The 13985-nt window shown below is 71.7% G+C and carries 16 protein-coding genes; 10 read left to right on the top strand and 6 right to left on the bottom strand.

Going from position 1 to position 13985, the window contains the following annotated elements; all coding sequences use genetic code 11:
* Nucleotides 1-2: 2 nt before the first annotated feature.
* Nucleotides 3-704, bottom strand: coding sequence for a FadR/GntR family transcriptional regulator (locus ACIBW9_RS29210; RefSeq protein WP_398960024.1), 702 nt, complete (start codon nt 702-704; stop codon nt 3-5).
* A gap of 149 nt (nt 705-853) precedes the next feature.
* On the opposite strand from ACIBW9_RS29210, the gene ACIBW9_RS29215 reads away from it, so the two are divergent.
* The 5 genes from ACIBW9_RS29215 to ACIBW9_RS29235 all read left to right on the top strand — a co-directional run bounded on the left by ACIBW9_RS29215 (nt 854) and on the right by ACIBW9_RS29235 (nt 5857).
* Nucleotides 854-1381, top strand: coding sequence for a gluconokinase (locus ACIBW9_RS29215; protein ID WP_398960025.1), 528 nt, complete (start codon nt 854-856; stop codon nt 1379-1381).
* A gap of 46 nt (nt 1382-1427) precedes the next feature.
* Nucleotides 1428-2825 carry a GntP family permease gene (locus ACIBW9_RS29220; protein ID WP_398960026.1) on the top strand — a complete coding sequence of 466 codons (1398 nt, stop codon included), beginning with the start codon at nt 1428-1430 and terminating at the stop codon, nt 2823-2825.
* A gap of 10 nt (nt 2826-2835) precedes the next feature.
* Nucleotides 2836-3594 (top strand): SDR family oxidoreductase, encoded by a 759-nt coding sequence (locus tag ACIBW9_RS29225; protein ID WP_398960027.1) that lies wholly within the window; start codon nt 2836-2838, stop codon nt 3592-3594.
* A gap of 14 nt (nt 3595-3608) precedes the next feature.
* Entirely contained in the window at nt 3609-4637 is a 1029-nt protein-coding gene (locus ACIBW9_RS29230; protein WP_398960028.1) for an L-idonate 5-dehydrogenase, read from the top strand.
* Nucleotides 4638-4753: 116 nt separating this feature from the next.
* Nucleotides 4754-5857: a hypothetical protein gene (locus ACIBW9_RS29235; RefSeq protein ID WP_398960029.1), complete on the top strand. Its 1104-nt coding sequence runs from the start codon at nt 4754-4756 to the stop codon at nt 5855-5857.
* On the opposite strand, the gene ACIBW9_RS29240 is transcribed toward ACIBW9_RS29235, so the two are convergent.
* The 4 genes from ACIBW9_RS29240 to ACIBW9_RS29255 form a co-directional block, all read right to left on the bottom strand.
* Nucleotides 5795-6421, bottom strand: coding sequence for a cytochrome b/b6 domain-containing protein (locus ACIBW9_RS29240; protein ID WP_389075698.1), 627 nt, complete (start codon nt 6419-6421; stop codon nt 5795-5797). The two genes, ACIBW9_RS29235 and ACIBW9_RS29240, sit on opposite strands and share 63 nt — an antisense overlap.
* Nucleotides 6405-7157: a molybdopterin-dependent oxidoreductase gene (locus ACIBW9_RS29245; protein ID WP_398960030.1), complete on the bottom strand. Its 753-nt coding sequence runs from the start codon at nt 7155-7157 to the stop codon at nt 6405-6407. The genes ACIBW9_RS29240 and ACIBW9_RS29245 overlap by 17 nt, the downstream gene beginning before the upstream one ends.
* 111 nt (nt 7158-7268) lie before the next feature.
* The gene (locus tag ACIBW9_RS29250) at nt 7269-8810 is read right to left on the bottom strand and encodes an APC family permease (RefSeq protein ID WP_398960031.1); all 1542 of its coding nucleotides are present in this window, start codon (nt 8808-8810) and stop codon (nt 7269-7271) included.
* 33 nt (nt 8811-8843) lie between these two features.
* Nucleotides 8844-9788, bottom strand: coding sequence for a hypothetical protein (locus tag ACIBW9_RS29255; protein WP_398960032.1), 945 nt, complete (start codon nt 9786-9788; stop codon nt 8844-8846).
* Between the two features lie 404 nt (nt 9789-10192).
* On the opposite strand from ACIBW9_RS29255, the gene ACIBW9_RS29260 reads away from it, so the two are divergent.
* From ACIBW9_RS29260 to ACIBW9_RS29275, 4 genes are all read left to right on the top strand, one after another.
* Nucleotides 10193-11086 carry a DMT family transporter gene (locus tag ACIBW9_RS29260; protein ID WP_398960033.1) on the top strand — a complete coding sequence of 298 codons (894 nt, stop codon included), beginning with the start codon at nt 10193-10195 and terminating at the stop codon, nt 11084-11086.
* A 23-nt stretch (nt 11087-11109) separates the two neighbouring features.
* Nucleotides 11110-11625, top strand: coding sequence for an NUDIX hydrolase (locus ACIBW9_RS29265; protein WP_398960034.1), 516 nt, complete (start codon nt 11110-11112; stop codon nt 11623-11625).
* A gap of 124 nt (nt 11626-11749) precedes the next feature.
* Nucleotides 11750-12142: a DUF202 domain-containing protein gene (locus tag ACIBW9_RS29270; RefSeq protein ID WP_344404236.1), complete on the top strand. Its 393-nt coding sequence runs from the start codon at nt 11750-11752 to the stop codon at nt 12140-12142.
* Nucleotides 12139-12462 (top strand): DUF202 domain-containing protein, encoded by a 324-nt coding sequence (locus ACIBW9_RS29275; RefSeq protein ID WP_398960035.1) that lies wholly within the window; start codon nt 12139-12141, stop codon nt 12460-12462. Before ACIBW9_RS29270 ends, ACIBW9_RS29275 begins: the two co-directional genes overlap by 4 nt.
* A gap of 24 nt (nt 12463-12486) precedes the next feature.
* On the opposite strand, the gene ACIBW9_RS29280 is transcribed toward ACIBW9_RS29275, so the two are convergent.
* Nucleotides 12487-13434: an NADP-dependent oxidoreductase gene (locus ACIBW9_RS29280; protein ID WP_398960036.1), complete on the bottom strand. Its 948-nt coding sequence runs from the start codon at nt 13432-13434 to the stop codon at nt 12487-12489.
* 115 nt (nt 13435-13549) lie between these two features.
* Between ACIBW9_RS29280 and ACIBW9_RS29285 the strand changes: the two genes are divergently transcribed.
* On the top strand, nt 13550-13846 hold the full coding sequence (locus ACIBW9_RS29285) for a hypothetical protein (protein ID WP_398960037.1): 297 nt from the start codon (nt 13550-13552) through the stop codon (nt 13844-13846).
* The last annotated feature ends 139 nt before the right edge of the window (nt 13847-13985 follow it).

Genomic DNA, 13985 nt, shown 5'->3' on the forward strand with positions numbered 1-13985 from the left:
GATCAGGGCGCGAGGATGTCCAGCTCCTGCAGCGCGCCCACCGTGATCTCCCGGGTCAGCTTCTCCGCGCGGCCCGCGTCGCCCTCGCGGACCGCCTCGGCGACCTGGACGTGCAGGGTGACGGCGGCCGGGTCGGGGTCCTCGAACATGACCTCGTGATGGGTGCGGCCCGCGAGGACCTCGGCGACGACGTCACCGAGCCGGGCGAACATCTCGTTGCCGGACGCCACGAGGATCACGCGGTGGAAGGCCATGTCGTGGACGAGGTACTCCTCCAGCTTGTGGCCGCGGGAGTTGGCGACCATGCCGAGCGCGCACTCGGTGAGTTCGGCGCACTGCTCGGCGGAGGCGTTCCTGGCGGCGAGGCCCGCGGCGACCGGCTCGACGGCCGAGCGCAGCACGGTCAGCGAGCGCAGCTGGTGGGGGCGGTCGGCGCCGGCCAGCCGCCAGCGGATGACCTGCGGGTCGTAGACGTTCCACTCGGACTTCGGGCGCACGGTGACGCCGACCCGCCGGCGCGACTCGACCAGATGCATGGATTCCAGCACCCGGACCGCCTCGCGCATCACCGAGCGTGACACGTCGAAGCGCTGGGCGAGCTCGTCGGTGCGCAGAACGCTGCCCGGCGGGTACTCGCCCGCAGTGATCGCGGGGCCGAGGGAGTCCAGTACATGGCCGTGCAGACCCCGGCCCGGAGTGGTCATGCGCTCAGCGTACGGGGCAGGTCACGGGAACAAAAAGTCAGACTTATATGTCACAGGGTCTTGAATTCGTCGTACCTAATCGGTTTCAGTGTCGTCGGCGTCGGTTGCACGGCCGGCGTCCAGATGTCGAAGAAGACAGTGAGAGCACCATGCAGCAGCTGCGCACCCCCCAGGTCGTCGTGGTCATGGGCGTGGCGGGCACCGGCAAGACCACCGTCGGTCCCCTCCTCGCGGCCCGGCTCGGCGTTCCGTACGCCGAGGGCGACGACTTCCACCCGCAGGCCAACATCGACAAGATGTCGGCCGGCGTCCCGCTCGACGACGAGGACCGGTGGCCCTGGCTCGACGCCATCGGCGCCTGGGCGCACGGGCGGGCCGGGCTCGGCGGGGTGGTCAGCAGCTCGGCGCTGAAGCGGTCGTACCGCGACCGGCTCAGGGCCGCCGCCCCCGGTGTCGTCTTCGTGCACCTGACGGGCGACCGGGCCCTCATCGAGGACCGGATGGCGCACCGGCAGGGTCACTTCATGCCCACGGCGCTGCTCGACTCCCAGTTCGCCACGCTCCAGCCGCTCCAGTCGGACGAGGCGGGTGTCGCGGTGGACGTCACCGGGAGCCCCGAGGAGATCACCGCCCGGGCCGTGAAGGCACTGGACGCCCTGCCCCACCCGGCCGCATAGCCCCCCGCACTCCCTCCCCCGTCCCCGCACCTGCAAGGGAACTCCCGTGACCAGACTCAGCGTTGAGATGCTGGCAGCGGACGCACCCGCGCCGATCACCTCGGCCGGCCACGCTCAGCTGGGCATCGCCGTACTGGCGGGCATCGCCGTCATCGTCCTGCTCATCACCCGGTTCAAGCTGCATGCCTTTCTGTCCCTGACCATCGGCTCGCTGGCGCTCGGCGCGATCGCCGGGGCACCGCTCGACAAGGTGCTCACCAGCTTCACCACCGGGCTCGGCACCACGGTCGCCGGCGTGGGCGTGCTGATCGCGCTCGGTGCGATCCTCGGCAAGATGCTCGCCGACTCCGGCGGTGCGGACCAGATCGTCGACACGATCCTCGCCAAGGCGGGCGGCCGGGCGATGCCGTGGGCGATGGTGCTGATCGCCTCGGTGATCGGGCTGCCGCTGTTCTTCGAGGTCGGCGTCGTGCTGCTGATCCCGGTCGTGCTGATGGTCGCCAAGCGGGGCAACTACTCCCTGATCCGCATCGGCATCCCGGCCCTCGCGGGCCTCTCGGTGATGCACGGTCTGGTCCCGCCGCACCCCGGCCCGCTGGTCGCGATCGACGCGGTCAAGGCCAACCTCGGCGTAACGCTCGCGCTCGGCGTCCTCATAGCCGTCCCGACGGTGATCATCGCCGGTCCGCTGTTCTCGAAGTTCGCCGCCCGCTGGGTGGACGTCCCGGCCCCCGACCGGATGCTCCCGCAGCGCGCCTCGGAGGAACTGGAGCAGCGCCCCGGCTTCGGCGCCACCCTCGCCACGATCCTCCTCCCGGTCGTCCTGATGCTCTCCAAGGCCCTGGTCGACATCGTGATCGACGACCCGGCCAACCTCACCCAGCGCGTCTTCGACGTCATCGGCTCCCCGCTGATCGCCCTGCTCGCCGCCGTGCTGGTCGGCATCTTCACGCTGCTGCGGCCCGCCGGCTTCGGCAGGGAGCGGCTGACCCCGCTGGTCGAGAAGGGTCTTGCGCCCATCGCCGGCATCCTGCTGATCGTCGGCGCGGGCGGCGGCTTCAAGCAGACGCTGATCGACACCGGTGTGGGCCAGATGATCCTGGACATCTCCAAGGACTGGTCGATCCCGGCGCTGCTGCTGGCCTGGCTGATCGCGGTGGGCATCCGCCTGGCGACCGGTTCGGCGACCGTGGCGACGGTCTCGGCGGCCGGGCTGGTGGCCCCGCTCGCGGCCGACATGTCGACCACGCACACGGCCCTGCTGGTCCTGGCCATCGGCGCCGGCTCGCTCTTCTTCAGCCATGTCAACGACGCCGGGTTCTGGCTGGTCAAGGAGTACTTCGGCCTGAACGTCGGCCAGACCCTCAAGACCTGGTCCGTCATGGAGACGATCATCTCGGTGGTCGCCGGCGGTCTGGTCCTCCTCCTCTCGCTGGTCATCTAGGGGTACGGCAATGAGTCACCCGCTCTTCGACGTCACCGGCCGCACGGCCCTGGTCACCGGCTCCAGCCGCGGCATCGGGCTCGCCCTGGCCCGCGGCCTCGCGGAGGCCGGCTGCACGGTGGTCCTCAACGGCCGCGACGCGGACCGCCTCACCAAGGCGGCCGCGGAGCTGCCCGGCGACGTCCACACGGCCGCCTTCGACGTGACCGACGGCCCCTCGGTGGCCGCCGGCATGGCGGATGTCGAGGAGCGGGTCGGCCCGCTCGACATCCTGGTCAACAACGCCGGGATGCAACTGCGCGCCCCGCTCCTGGAGTTCACGGACGGCGACTGGCACCGCATCCTGAACACCAACCTCACCAGCGCCTTCCTGGTCGGCCGCGAGGCGGCCCGCCGGATGACGGAACGCGGCCACGGCAAGATCGTGAACATCTGCTCGCTGCAGAGCGAGGTGGTCCGCCCCGGCATCGCGCCATACGCGGCCACCAAGGGCGCCCTGAAGATGCTCACCAAGGGCATGTGCGCCGACTGGGGGCCCTACGGCGTGCAGGTCAACGGCCTCGGGCCCGGCTACATCGAGACGGAGCTGACCCAACCCCTCGTCGAGGACGAGGAGTTCAGCGCCTGGGTGCGCCGCCGCACCCCGGCCGGCCGCTGGGGCCGCACCGAGGACCTGGTGGGCGGGGTGCTGTTCCTCGCCTCGCCCGCCGCGGACTTCGTCAGCGGGCAGGTGCTGTACGTCGACGGCGGAATGACGAGTGTGCTGTGAAAGGAGCTGCTCGGATGCTCGGTTGTGTGATCCACGGCCAGGACGAGCTGCGCGTCGACGAGCTGCCGGTCCCCGAACCCGGTCCCGGCCAGGCGCTGGTCGCCGTCCGCTACGGCGGCGTCTGCGGCTCCGACCTGCACTACTGGAAGCACGGCGGGGTCGGCGACTTCCGTCTGAAGGAGCCGATGCTGCTGGGCCACGAGATCGTCGGGACGGTCGTCGGTTACGGCTCCCCGGACGCGTCGGGCCCGGCCGTGGGCACGGCGGTCGCGGTGCATCCGGCGACACCGTGCGACATCTGCCCGGAATGCGTGGAGGGGCGGCGCAACGTCTGCCGGGACACCCGCTACCTCGGCAGCGCCGCCCGCTTCCCACACGTACAGGGCGGGTTCGCGGCCCAGGTCGTCGTACCGGCCGAGCAGTTGAGGCCGCTGCCGGAGGGTCTCGAACTGCGCCGGGCGGCCCTCGCCGAGCCCCTCTCCGTCGCCCTGCACGCGGTCCGCCGGGCCGGAGACGTGCGCGGCAGGCATGTCCTGGTCACCGGAGCCGGGCCCATCGGCTGCCTCGTGGTCGCGGCGGCGAAGGCGGCGGGCGCCGACCAGGTGACGGTCACCGACCTCCTCCCGGCGGCCCTGGAGTACGGGCGTATCGCGGGTGCCGACACCCTCGTACGGGCCGACGATCCGGAGGATGCCGGGTGGCCGTCCGAGGTGGACGTGGCGGTGGAGGCGTCCGGGGTGGCCGCAGGTCTCGACAGCTGTCTGCGTCTGGTGCGGCGGGGCGGGGTGGTCGTGCAGCTCGGGATGCTGCCGCCCGGGCCGAGTCCCTTCGCCGGGAACCTGGTCGTGAGCCGGGAGATCGAGCTGCGGGGAGCGTTCCGCTTCGACACGGAGTTCGACGACGCGCTGCGGCTGCTGGCCGCCGAGCCCGCCTTCGACGGGCTGGTCAGCGCGGTGGTCCCGGTCCGGGAGGCGGAGTCGGCCTTCGCGCTGGCCGCGGACCGCAGCCGTTCCTGCAAGGTGCTGCTCGACTTCCGATCCTGAATTTTCCCCAAGGATCAGCCCAAGGCGGCTTTCCCGCCGCCGGGGTCGGCCCGATGATGAGGGGACCCCTGGACACGGCCTCCAGGGGCGCTGGGGGTCGGGGGTCGGGGGGTGTCATGGCGGTTTCCCTCGGGATGCGTATCTCGGGGCTGCTCGTGGTCGGAGCGGTGGCGGTGGCCGTCGCGGCTTTCAACGGTGACGGGAGTGGCACGCCGGACAGTGGTGACGGGGGCAGCGCGATCGTGACCGCGGGGCCGTCGAACGGCGCCACACCGTCCTCCCCCACACCACGGCAGTCACCCGCCGGAGAAGCGAGCGGCACCCCACTGCCGAGCAGCCAGGGCCACACCAGTACCGCCACTCCCTCGCCGAGTGGGGCCTCCCCGAGCAACAAGCCCCTCCTGAGCCCCACTTGGCTCCCACCGGGCCCCGCATCACCCAATGCCGACACCACACCGGACCCGTCGAGCGTCTACGACCACCTCCGCGACCCCGGCCAGTGCCGGACCGCCCTCAAGCTGATCCCCACGGCCTCCACGGACCCGGAGTGGCGCCTGCTGCACGCCCTCGCGACCGCCTGCCTGGCCGCCCGGGGCGAGGGCGGCAGCTGGGCCACGGCGACCAAGGAGTACGCGGCCCTCGCAGGCAAGACAGACACCTGCAAGGGCCGCGCCGCCTACGCGGTGCTCGGCGGCTTGTTGGACTTCCATCGCCAACGCCCGGAAGCAACTGCGCAGTTGAAGATGGCGTCAGGGGGCCCCGCCTGCACCTACCGGATCGCGACCGTGGACACGGGCGACGACGGCAAGGCACAACCGGGCGACACGATCACCATCGAGCTACGGGGCACCTTCTTCGACCACGCGGAACTGCTGCGGTTCGGAAACGTGTTCATCGGCGGACAGCAACTCGCCGGGCCTCTCGTACTGCGCTCGCAAGCGGGTGATGAGCTAGTGCTATCCGCCGTCGTGCCATCCCTGTGCGGTGCACCAGCGCCCCAAAGGGGCGCGGGGAACTGCGCGACCAGCCACAACGGCGCCGCAGACGAACTCGCCGTAGACGTGATCGTCCGCTACGGACACACCGAGGCACGCCTGAAAAACGCCTTCACGGTGGCGGCACCCGCCGCATCCCCCTCCCCCTCGCCGGAGGCATCCTCAGGGCCGCCACAAGGGATGCTCCCGCTCGGCCCACTCCCGGCTCACCCGGCCGGTCCGTAGCCCGCCGCGCGCCTCCGGATCCCCGATCGCCATCCCGATGTGCCCGGCGAGCACGATCCCGATCGTCAGGGCCAGCCAGTCATGGACGAACGTCGCGCTGGTGCGCCACATCAGCGGGGTGAGATGGGTGAACCACATGATCAGCCCGGTACCGAGCATCACCAGCGTGGCCCCGGCGATCCACGCCGCGTAGATCTTCTGCCCGGCGTTGAACTTCGCCGCCGGACGTGACGAGCGCCGCTTGTCCCGGCGCAGAGCCGCCCGCAGCCAGACCCTGTCGTGCGGTCCGAAGCGGTTCAGATGCCCGAGGTCGGCGCGGAAGTGGCGGGACACCAGGCCCACCAGGACCGGTACCGGCAGGGCCAGTCCCGCGCACTCGTGAACGCGGACCACCAGCTCCCGGCGGCCGACGAGTTCGGCGAACTGCGGGATGTAGAGGAAGGCCGCGGTCACCACGCACACACCCATCAGTGCGGCCGTCGTACGGTGCACCCAGCGCTGCACGGGGCCGAACCTGCGGACCCCGGCGACCGGCGGTGTGTGCGCCTCAGCTCGTAGGCTCATCGTCCCGCCCGTTCGAGTGGCCGACCCAGGCGTCGACGTCGTAGCCGCGGTCCTCCCAGTAGCCCGGCTTCACGTGCTCGGTGACGGTGATGCCGGACAGCCACTTGGCGGACTTGTAGAAGTACATGGGCGCCACGTAGAGGCGGACCGGGCCGCCGTGGTCGTGGCCGATGTTCTTGTCCTGCATGCGCAGCGCGACCAGGACGTCGGAGCGGCGGGCCTGGTCGAGGGTGAGGCTCTCGGTGTACGTGCCGTCGAAGCAGGTGAAGCGGACCGCCCCGGCCGTGGAGCGCACTCCCGCGGCGTCCAGCAGCCGGGACAGCCGCACCCCCTCGAAGGGCGTGCCGGGAACCCGCCAGCCGGTGACGCACTGGACGTCCTTGACCAGCCGGGTCTGCGGCAGGGCGCGCAGGTCGTCGAGGGTGTAGGTCTTCGGGCGGTCGACGAGGCCGTCGACGGTGAGGCGGTAGTTCGTGGCGTTCTTGTGCGGTACGGAGGAGGCGACCGAGTAGTAGCGGAAGCCGCCGCCGTTGGGGAGCAGGCCGGTCAGGCCGGTGGGGTCCTTGTCGGCGGCCGCGCCGAGGAAGCCCTCCAGGGCGCGCTGCAGGGTGGGCGCGGCGACCACGCCGAGGGCGCCCAGGCCGATGGTGCCGAGCAGGACACGGCGGCCGACCGGGGTGCCGTGCTCCGGCGGTGGCTGCGGGGTGCCCGGCTCCTCGGGTCGTTCGGAGTTCACGTATCCATTCGAACACCCGCGGCCCCGGCGGGACCAGGAATCGCGGGTGCTCGTCAGGGTTCCGTAATCACTTCTTACGGACTTCTCAGAAAGCCACCCCTACGGGAGGCGTCACGACGCGTCCTGCGCCGCCTTGTCCAGCTGGAACGCCTCGTTGCCCAGCCCGATGCGGGCGTGCGCCTCGGGTGAGCGGGAGCGCAGGAGGAGGCCCTGGACCAGGCCGACGACCAGGGCGAGGCCGATGATGCCGGGCAGCGCCCAGCTCAGGGCCGAGTCCGGGCCGGCGCCGACCAGGACGTCGAAGTCCTTGACCGTGTAGCCGGCGATCACCAGCAGGGCGACGGCCGCAAGGGCGGAGGTGACCAGGCGCCAGGCCTGGGCGCCCGCCGCGCCGCGCCGGGCGAAGAAGACGATCACCGATACGGAGGCCGCCGCCATCAGCAGGATCACACCGAGCGCGCCGATGTTGCCGAGCCAGGTGAACAGGTGCAGCACGGGTGCGGTCGGGTCACCGGTCGGCTTGTCGTCGGCGACCGCGAAGGCGATCACGACGACGGCGGACACGACGGTCTGCAGCAGGGAGCCGGTGCCGGGCGCGCCGCTGGTGCCCGTCGTACGGCCGAAGGTGCGCGGCAGCAGCCCCTCGCGGCCCATGGCGAAGGCGTACCGGGCGACGACGTTGTGGAAGCTGAGCAGGGCCGCGAACATGCCGGTCACGAACAGGACGTGCAGGACGTCGGTGAAGGTGGAGCCGAGCCGGGACTCGGTGAGGGAGAACAGCAGTCCGGCGCTCTCCTTCTGCGCGGCGCCGACGATCGCGGAGGGGCCGGTGGCGACGGTGTACGCCCAGGAGCTGATCGCGAAGAAGACGGTGACGAAGCCGACCGCGAGCAGCATGACGCGCGGGACGAGGAGGTGCGGCCTGCTGGTCTCCTCCGCGTACACCGGTGCCTGCTCGAAGCCGGTGAAGGCCGCGATGCAGAAGCACAGGGCGGTGCCGACCCCGGCGCCGGTGAGGGTGTCCGGGTTGAAGGCGTGCAGCGACAGGCCCTGCTTGGCCGGGTCGGCGATCGAGGCGGCGTCGAAGATGACGACGAGGATCACCTCGACGACCAGCAGGACACCGAGCACGCGCGCGTTGACGTCGATCTTCAGCCAGCCCAGCAGCCCGACGACGGCCGTGGCCGCCAGCGCCGGTATCCACCACGCCACCTGGACCTCGGCGTAGGTGGCGAACAGGTTGGAGACCTCGAAGCCGAAGATGCCGTAGATGCCGACCTGGAGCGCGCTGTAGGCGGCGAGGGCGACGAGGGCCGCGCTCGCTCCGGCGGTGCCGCCCAGGCCGCGGGAGATGTACGCGTAGAAGGCGCCGGCGTTGTGGACGTGCCGGCTCATCTCGGCGTAGCCGACGCTGAAGAGGACCAGGACCACGCCGAGGACGACGAAGAGCAGCGGCTGTCCGACGATGCCCATCACCGCGAATGTGGTGGGCATGACACCCGCGACCACCATGAGAGGGGCGGTCGCGGCGAGCACGGAGAGCAGCAGGCCGCCCGCGCCCAGGCGGTCGGCGCGCAGGGCGCGCTCCTGTCCCAGATAGGTACTGATGCCGCCCGCGGCGGCTCTGCTCGCGTTGGAACTGCCCGTGGTCATGGAGGGACCGTCCTTCTGTCGGGGTCGGGAGTGTCAGGCCGTGCCGAGCGCGGTGGCACGCGCGGCACGGAAGGCGGGGTGCGGATCGCGGTCCGGGTACGACCACGGGGCGGCGGTGGCGTGCTCGCCGATGCGGTGGAACAGGGCGGCGGCCTCGGCGCCGCGGCCCTCGCAGACCTTGGCGTGGGCGAGGAAGTTGAGGTCGACCAGGCGGCGCGGGTGGCCCTCGTGCTCCCACTCCAGCCACCAGTCGAAGGCGGCCTTCATCACCTGCCGGGCCCGGCGTCCGCTCCAGTGGCCGGAGGCGGCGGGGTCGGCGGGCTCGTGCCCGGCGGCGGCCAGTACGCGGTAGCGCTCGGCGTGCGCGACGACCGGGAGGATCGCGAGGGGGGAGTCGGCGGGGGCGTGCAGCGCGGACCGGTTGGCGAAGTCGTAGACCTCGTGCAGCGGGTCCGGGCCGGCCTCGGCGTGCCGCTCGGCGAGGCGGGCGACCATCAGGTGGTGGGCGTGGTGGTGGTCGGGGTGGCGGCCGCGGACCTCGGCGAAGAGCCGCTCGACGCCGGGGCCCGGGTCGCGCTCGAGCATGAGCAGGCCGAGCCAGGGGGTGGGATCGGCGGGCACGAGCGCGGCGGCAGCACGGCAGGCCTCGCGGGCGCGCTCCGGTTTCTCCTTGCCCCGTGAGGCACGCTCGACGAGGGCGAGCGCGAGCAGCACGGCGGCGTCGGCGGAGTCGGGCTCGGCGAGCAGCCAGTCCCGGGCCCAGGCGGCACTGTAGGGCTCCAGCGCGAGCACGGTGACCCGATGCCCGCGCAGATCCCAGTCGTCCCCCGTCTGAACGAGCAAGGACCGCGCGGCCTGCCATCTTCCCTGCGCCAACGCGGCCCGGGCGGCGACGAGTTCGACGTCGTCGAGGGCCGCGTCGAGGGTCTGGGCCGCGCGCTTGCGGCCCCGGCCGAAGGGGGGCGGGGGTGGGGACACCGCGGGATCTTCCTCACGCGACGCGGCTCGACGTCTGGGTATCGGTCCGGCCTGACATCGGTTTGCCGTCAACTGGTCACGCACAGCAAATCCCCCACCAACGCTTTGCGTCAAGGGAAAGCCTGTTGTTACACGCGTCAACTTCCTTTACCGGAGGGGCAATTGTGATCGCGCAGGGACGTTCGTTCCGCCGCACGGGCCATGCGTGTGGCGCACGCCATGGCGCCACCCGCCCCTGGACCTCACCATGGCGGGACGACCACGGCCGGGCTCTTGATCGTCGGGACACGTGACCGAATCGACGGCCCGATCCGGGCACTCCCAGGGGCAAGCCGGGCTCTGGGACGCTACAGTCACCCACTACGCACCCCGTGGCCCGGCCCATCTGACTCGAGGTACGCAGCGTGTCCGTTCTGGTTCTGATTCTCGCCGTGAGCGCTGCCTGCTGCGTGGGCTTCGGATTCGTGCTCCAGCAGAACGCGGCCCAGCGGGCACCCCTCAACGACTTCCTCTCCCCGCGTCTGCTCCTCGATCTGATGCAGGTGCCGCGCTGGCTGGGCGGCATCGCGCTGATGGTGGCCGGCATGGTCCTCGGTGCGATCGCCCTGAGCCAGGGTGAGATCTCCCTGGTCGAACCGCTCCTCGCCACCAACCTCCTGTTCGCCCTGGCCCTCTCCCGCAAACAGACCAGACAGCCCCTGGGCCGCCAGGGCTGGACCGGCCTCGCGCTGCTCGCGGGCGGCGTCACCGCCTTCATCGTCGCGGGCGAGCCACGCGGTGGCACCGCGGTCACCGACCCCTTCCGGCACTGGCTGATCATCGGCGCCATGATCGGCCTGGCCCTCCTGCTGACGACGTACGCGAAGCGCTCCCGGCTGAGCGCCGCCCCCGTCCTCCTCGCCCTCGCCGCCGGTCTCCTCTACGGCGTCCAGGACGCCCTCACCCGGGTCAGCGGCGAGCGTTTCACCCAGGGCGGCCTCACCGAGCTGGCGACGGGCTGGCAGCCGTACGGCGTGGCGGCGCTGGGGGTCGCCGGCCTGATCCTGGTCCAGAGCGCCTTCGAGACCGCGCCCCTGCGGATGTCGCTGCCCGCCCTCACCGCCGCCCAGCCGCTGGCCGGCATCCTGTGCGGAGTGGGCTTCCTGGGCGACCGGCTGCGCACCGACACGGGCGCCCTCGCCTGGGAGGCGGCGGGCCTCGCGGCGATCGTCTCAGGCATCGTCCTGCTGGGCCTGCACCCCTGCATGCCGAGCGGCACGGCGAAGCCGGAGCGGGTCCAGGCCCTGCAGCGCGGCTGACGCCGTCCTGCTTGGATGGCCGCATGACGAGCCCCGCAGACGAAATCCTCGACATCGTCGACGAGAACGACCACGTCATCGGCCAGTCCCCGCGCGGCGAGGCCTACGCCAAGGGCCTGCGCCACCGTTGCGTCTTCATCCAGGCCCGGGACGCGGAAGGCCGCCTCTTCGTCCACCGCCGCACCCCCACCAAGCTGGTCTTCCCCTCCCTCTACGACATGTGGGTCGGCGGAGTGGTCGGCGCGGGCGAGTCCTACGACGAGGCCGCACTGCGCGAGGCCGAGGAGGAACTCGGCGTCTCCGGCCTCCCGAGCCCGCGCTTCCTCTTCAAGTTCCTGTACGACGACGGCGCCGGCCGGACCTGGTGGTCGGCGGTCTACGAGGTGCGCTGCGAACTGCCGGTGAACCCTCAGGCGGAGGAGGTGGCCTGGCACGCCTTCCTGCCGGAGACGGAGGTGCGGCAGCGGCTGAGCGAGTGGGAGTGGGTGCCGGACGGGCTGGATGCGTATCAGCGGCTGATGCGGTACGACGGCTCGTGACGAGTGCCGGTCCGTGTGTTTCAGCCCGGCCGGCGTTTGAGGACGAGCCCGATCAGGCCGAAAGGGTTCTGGGGGCGCAGCCCCCAGCCGACGGCGCCGACTGAAGCTGGATAGAGTCGTAAGCGTGATCGAATTCGGACGGAACGTCCGGCTCTGGTTCGCCCCGGAACAGGTCCGGAGCGAGGGCGGAACGCCGGACTACCGCTTCTCGCTGGCGAACGAACGCACCTTCCTGGCCTGGCTGCGCACCGCCCTCGCCCTGATCGGCGGCGGCTTCGCGGTGGACCAGTTCCTGCCGGACCTGCGCTGGGCCTGGCGCGTGGGCCTGGCGCTGGCGCTGCTCGGCGCGGGCGTGCTGTGCTCGCTGCGCGCGGTCAACCACTGGATGCGCTGCGAGCGGGCCATGCGCCGCGGCGAGGATCTGCCGGTCTCGCGGTTCCCGGCGCTGCTGAGCATCGTCGTCGCCGTCGTGGCCGTGGCGATGGTCGTCGTCGTACTCGTCGGGTGGGAGGGGTGAGCGCCGTCGCGGGCCCGGAGCGCGACCCCGGGCTGCAGCCGGAACGGACCCGGCTGGCATGGCGGCGTACCACGCTGGCGAGCACCGTGGCCGCCGTCCTCGCCACGAAGACCGCCCTGCACGGCAGCCTCACCGCGGCCGGCATCATCGCCTGCGCCCTGTGCTGCGTCCTCTGGCTGGGCTTCCTCCTCGTCGCCCACCGCCGCATAAGCGCCCTGGCGTCCTCCGACAGCCCCCTGGCCCTTGCCCCCCGGCACGCCACCGCCGCGGTCCTGTGCACCGTGGCCCTCGCGGCCTGCGGGGCGGCGCTGGTCCTCTGACCAGGGATTTCGCACCGGAGTCCGCTAACCGGCCGGTTCCACCTCCCAGTCCACCGTCACCACGATCTTCCCCCGCGTCCGCCCCTCCTGGTTGAGCCGGTGCGCGTCCGCCGCGCGCTCCAGCGGCAAAGCCTCCGACACATGCACGGACACCGCCCCTTCCTCCACCAGCTCGGTCAGCCGCAGCAGGTCCTCGGCGTCCGGGCGCGCCCAGCAGTGGCGGCCGCCGTAGTCGACGACGTCGCCGTCGGCGATCGACGCGAGGCGCCCCTCGGGGGCCAGCAGATTGGCCGAAACCTTGAGGGTCTCGCCGCCGACGGTGTCGAACACGGCGTCCACGCCCTCGGGGACCAGCGCGCGCACCCGCTCGCCCAGCCCGTCGCCGTACTCCACGGGCTCGCCGCCGAGCCCCCGGACGAAGTCGTGGTTGCGCTCGCTCGCCGTACCGATCACGCGGGCGCCGAGATGCCGGGCGAGCTGCACGGCGATGGACCCGACGCCACCCGCCGCCGCGTGCACCAGGACGGTCTCGCCGCGTTTGAGCTGGAGCGCCTTGAGGAGCACCTGGTAGGCGGTGAGCCCCACGAGAGGCAGCCCGGCCGCCTCCTCGAAGGAGAGGTTGCGCGGTTTGCGGGCGAGGGTGCGCACGGGAGCGGCGACGTACTCGGCGAAGGTGCCACGCGAGAGGAAGTCCTCCCGCACGTACCCGATGACCTCGTCCCCGGCGGTGAACTCCGTGACGGCCACGCCCGGTTGGACCACGACGCCGGAGACGTCCCAGCCGGGCACCACCGGGAAGACGGCGTCGAGCATCCCGTCGAGGTGGCCCTCGCGGCACTTCCAGTCGACGGGATTGACAGCGGCCGCGCGGACCTTGACCAGGACCGCGTCGGGGCCGATCTTCGGGTCGGGCAGCTCGCCGTACTCGAGCACCTCGGGTCCGCCGTACCGTGCGTAGCTGATGGCCTTCATGGGCTCGACCCTCCGGTGTACGCGGACGCCACGCAAGCCGAATGGTCCGATATGCGCCGTTCGCGTGGCACCCTGTCCGACGTCATCACCAGCACTCCCCCGAAGGCGAACCCCCATGACCACCCTTCACCTGGAACACGCCCCCCACACCCACGCCCACGGCCCCGACTGCGGACACACACAGGTGCCGCATGGGGATCACGTCGACTACGCGCACGACGGGCATCTGCACCGCGAGCACGGCGGCCACTGGGACGAGTGCGAACCGGACGGGCACGCACCGCACGAGGACCACGAGCACCGGCACGGCGAGGGCTGCGGACACGAGAGCGTCCTGCACGGCGACCACGTCGACTATCTGCACGACGGCCACCGGCACGCCCCGCACGAAGGCCACTGGGACGACCACTGAAACCGGCCGGAACCGGTCGGCCGACAGCTCCCGCGCCACCGCGCCGGGAGCTGTCGGCTTATCGTGGCTCAGATCACGTTCGCCGCACACACACTGGACGACATACCGACCGGTCGGCATCATGGTGGGGAACCTTTCC

Source organism: Streptomyces sp. NPDC049541 (assembly GCF_044465725.1).
Lineage (GTDB): Bacteria > Actinomycetota > Actinomycetes > Streptomycetales > Streptomycetaceae > Streptomyces.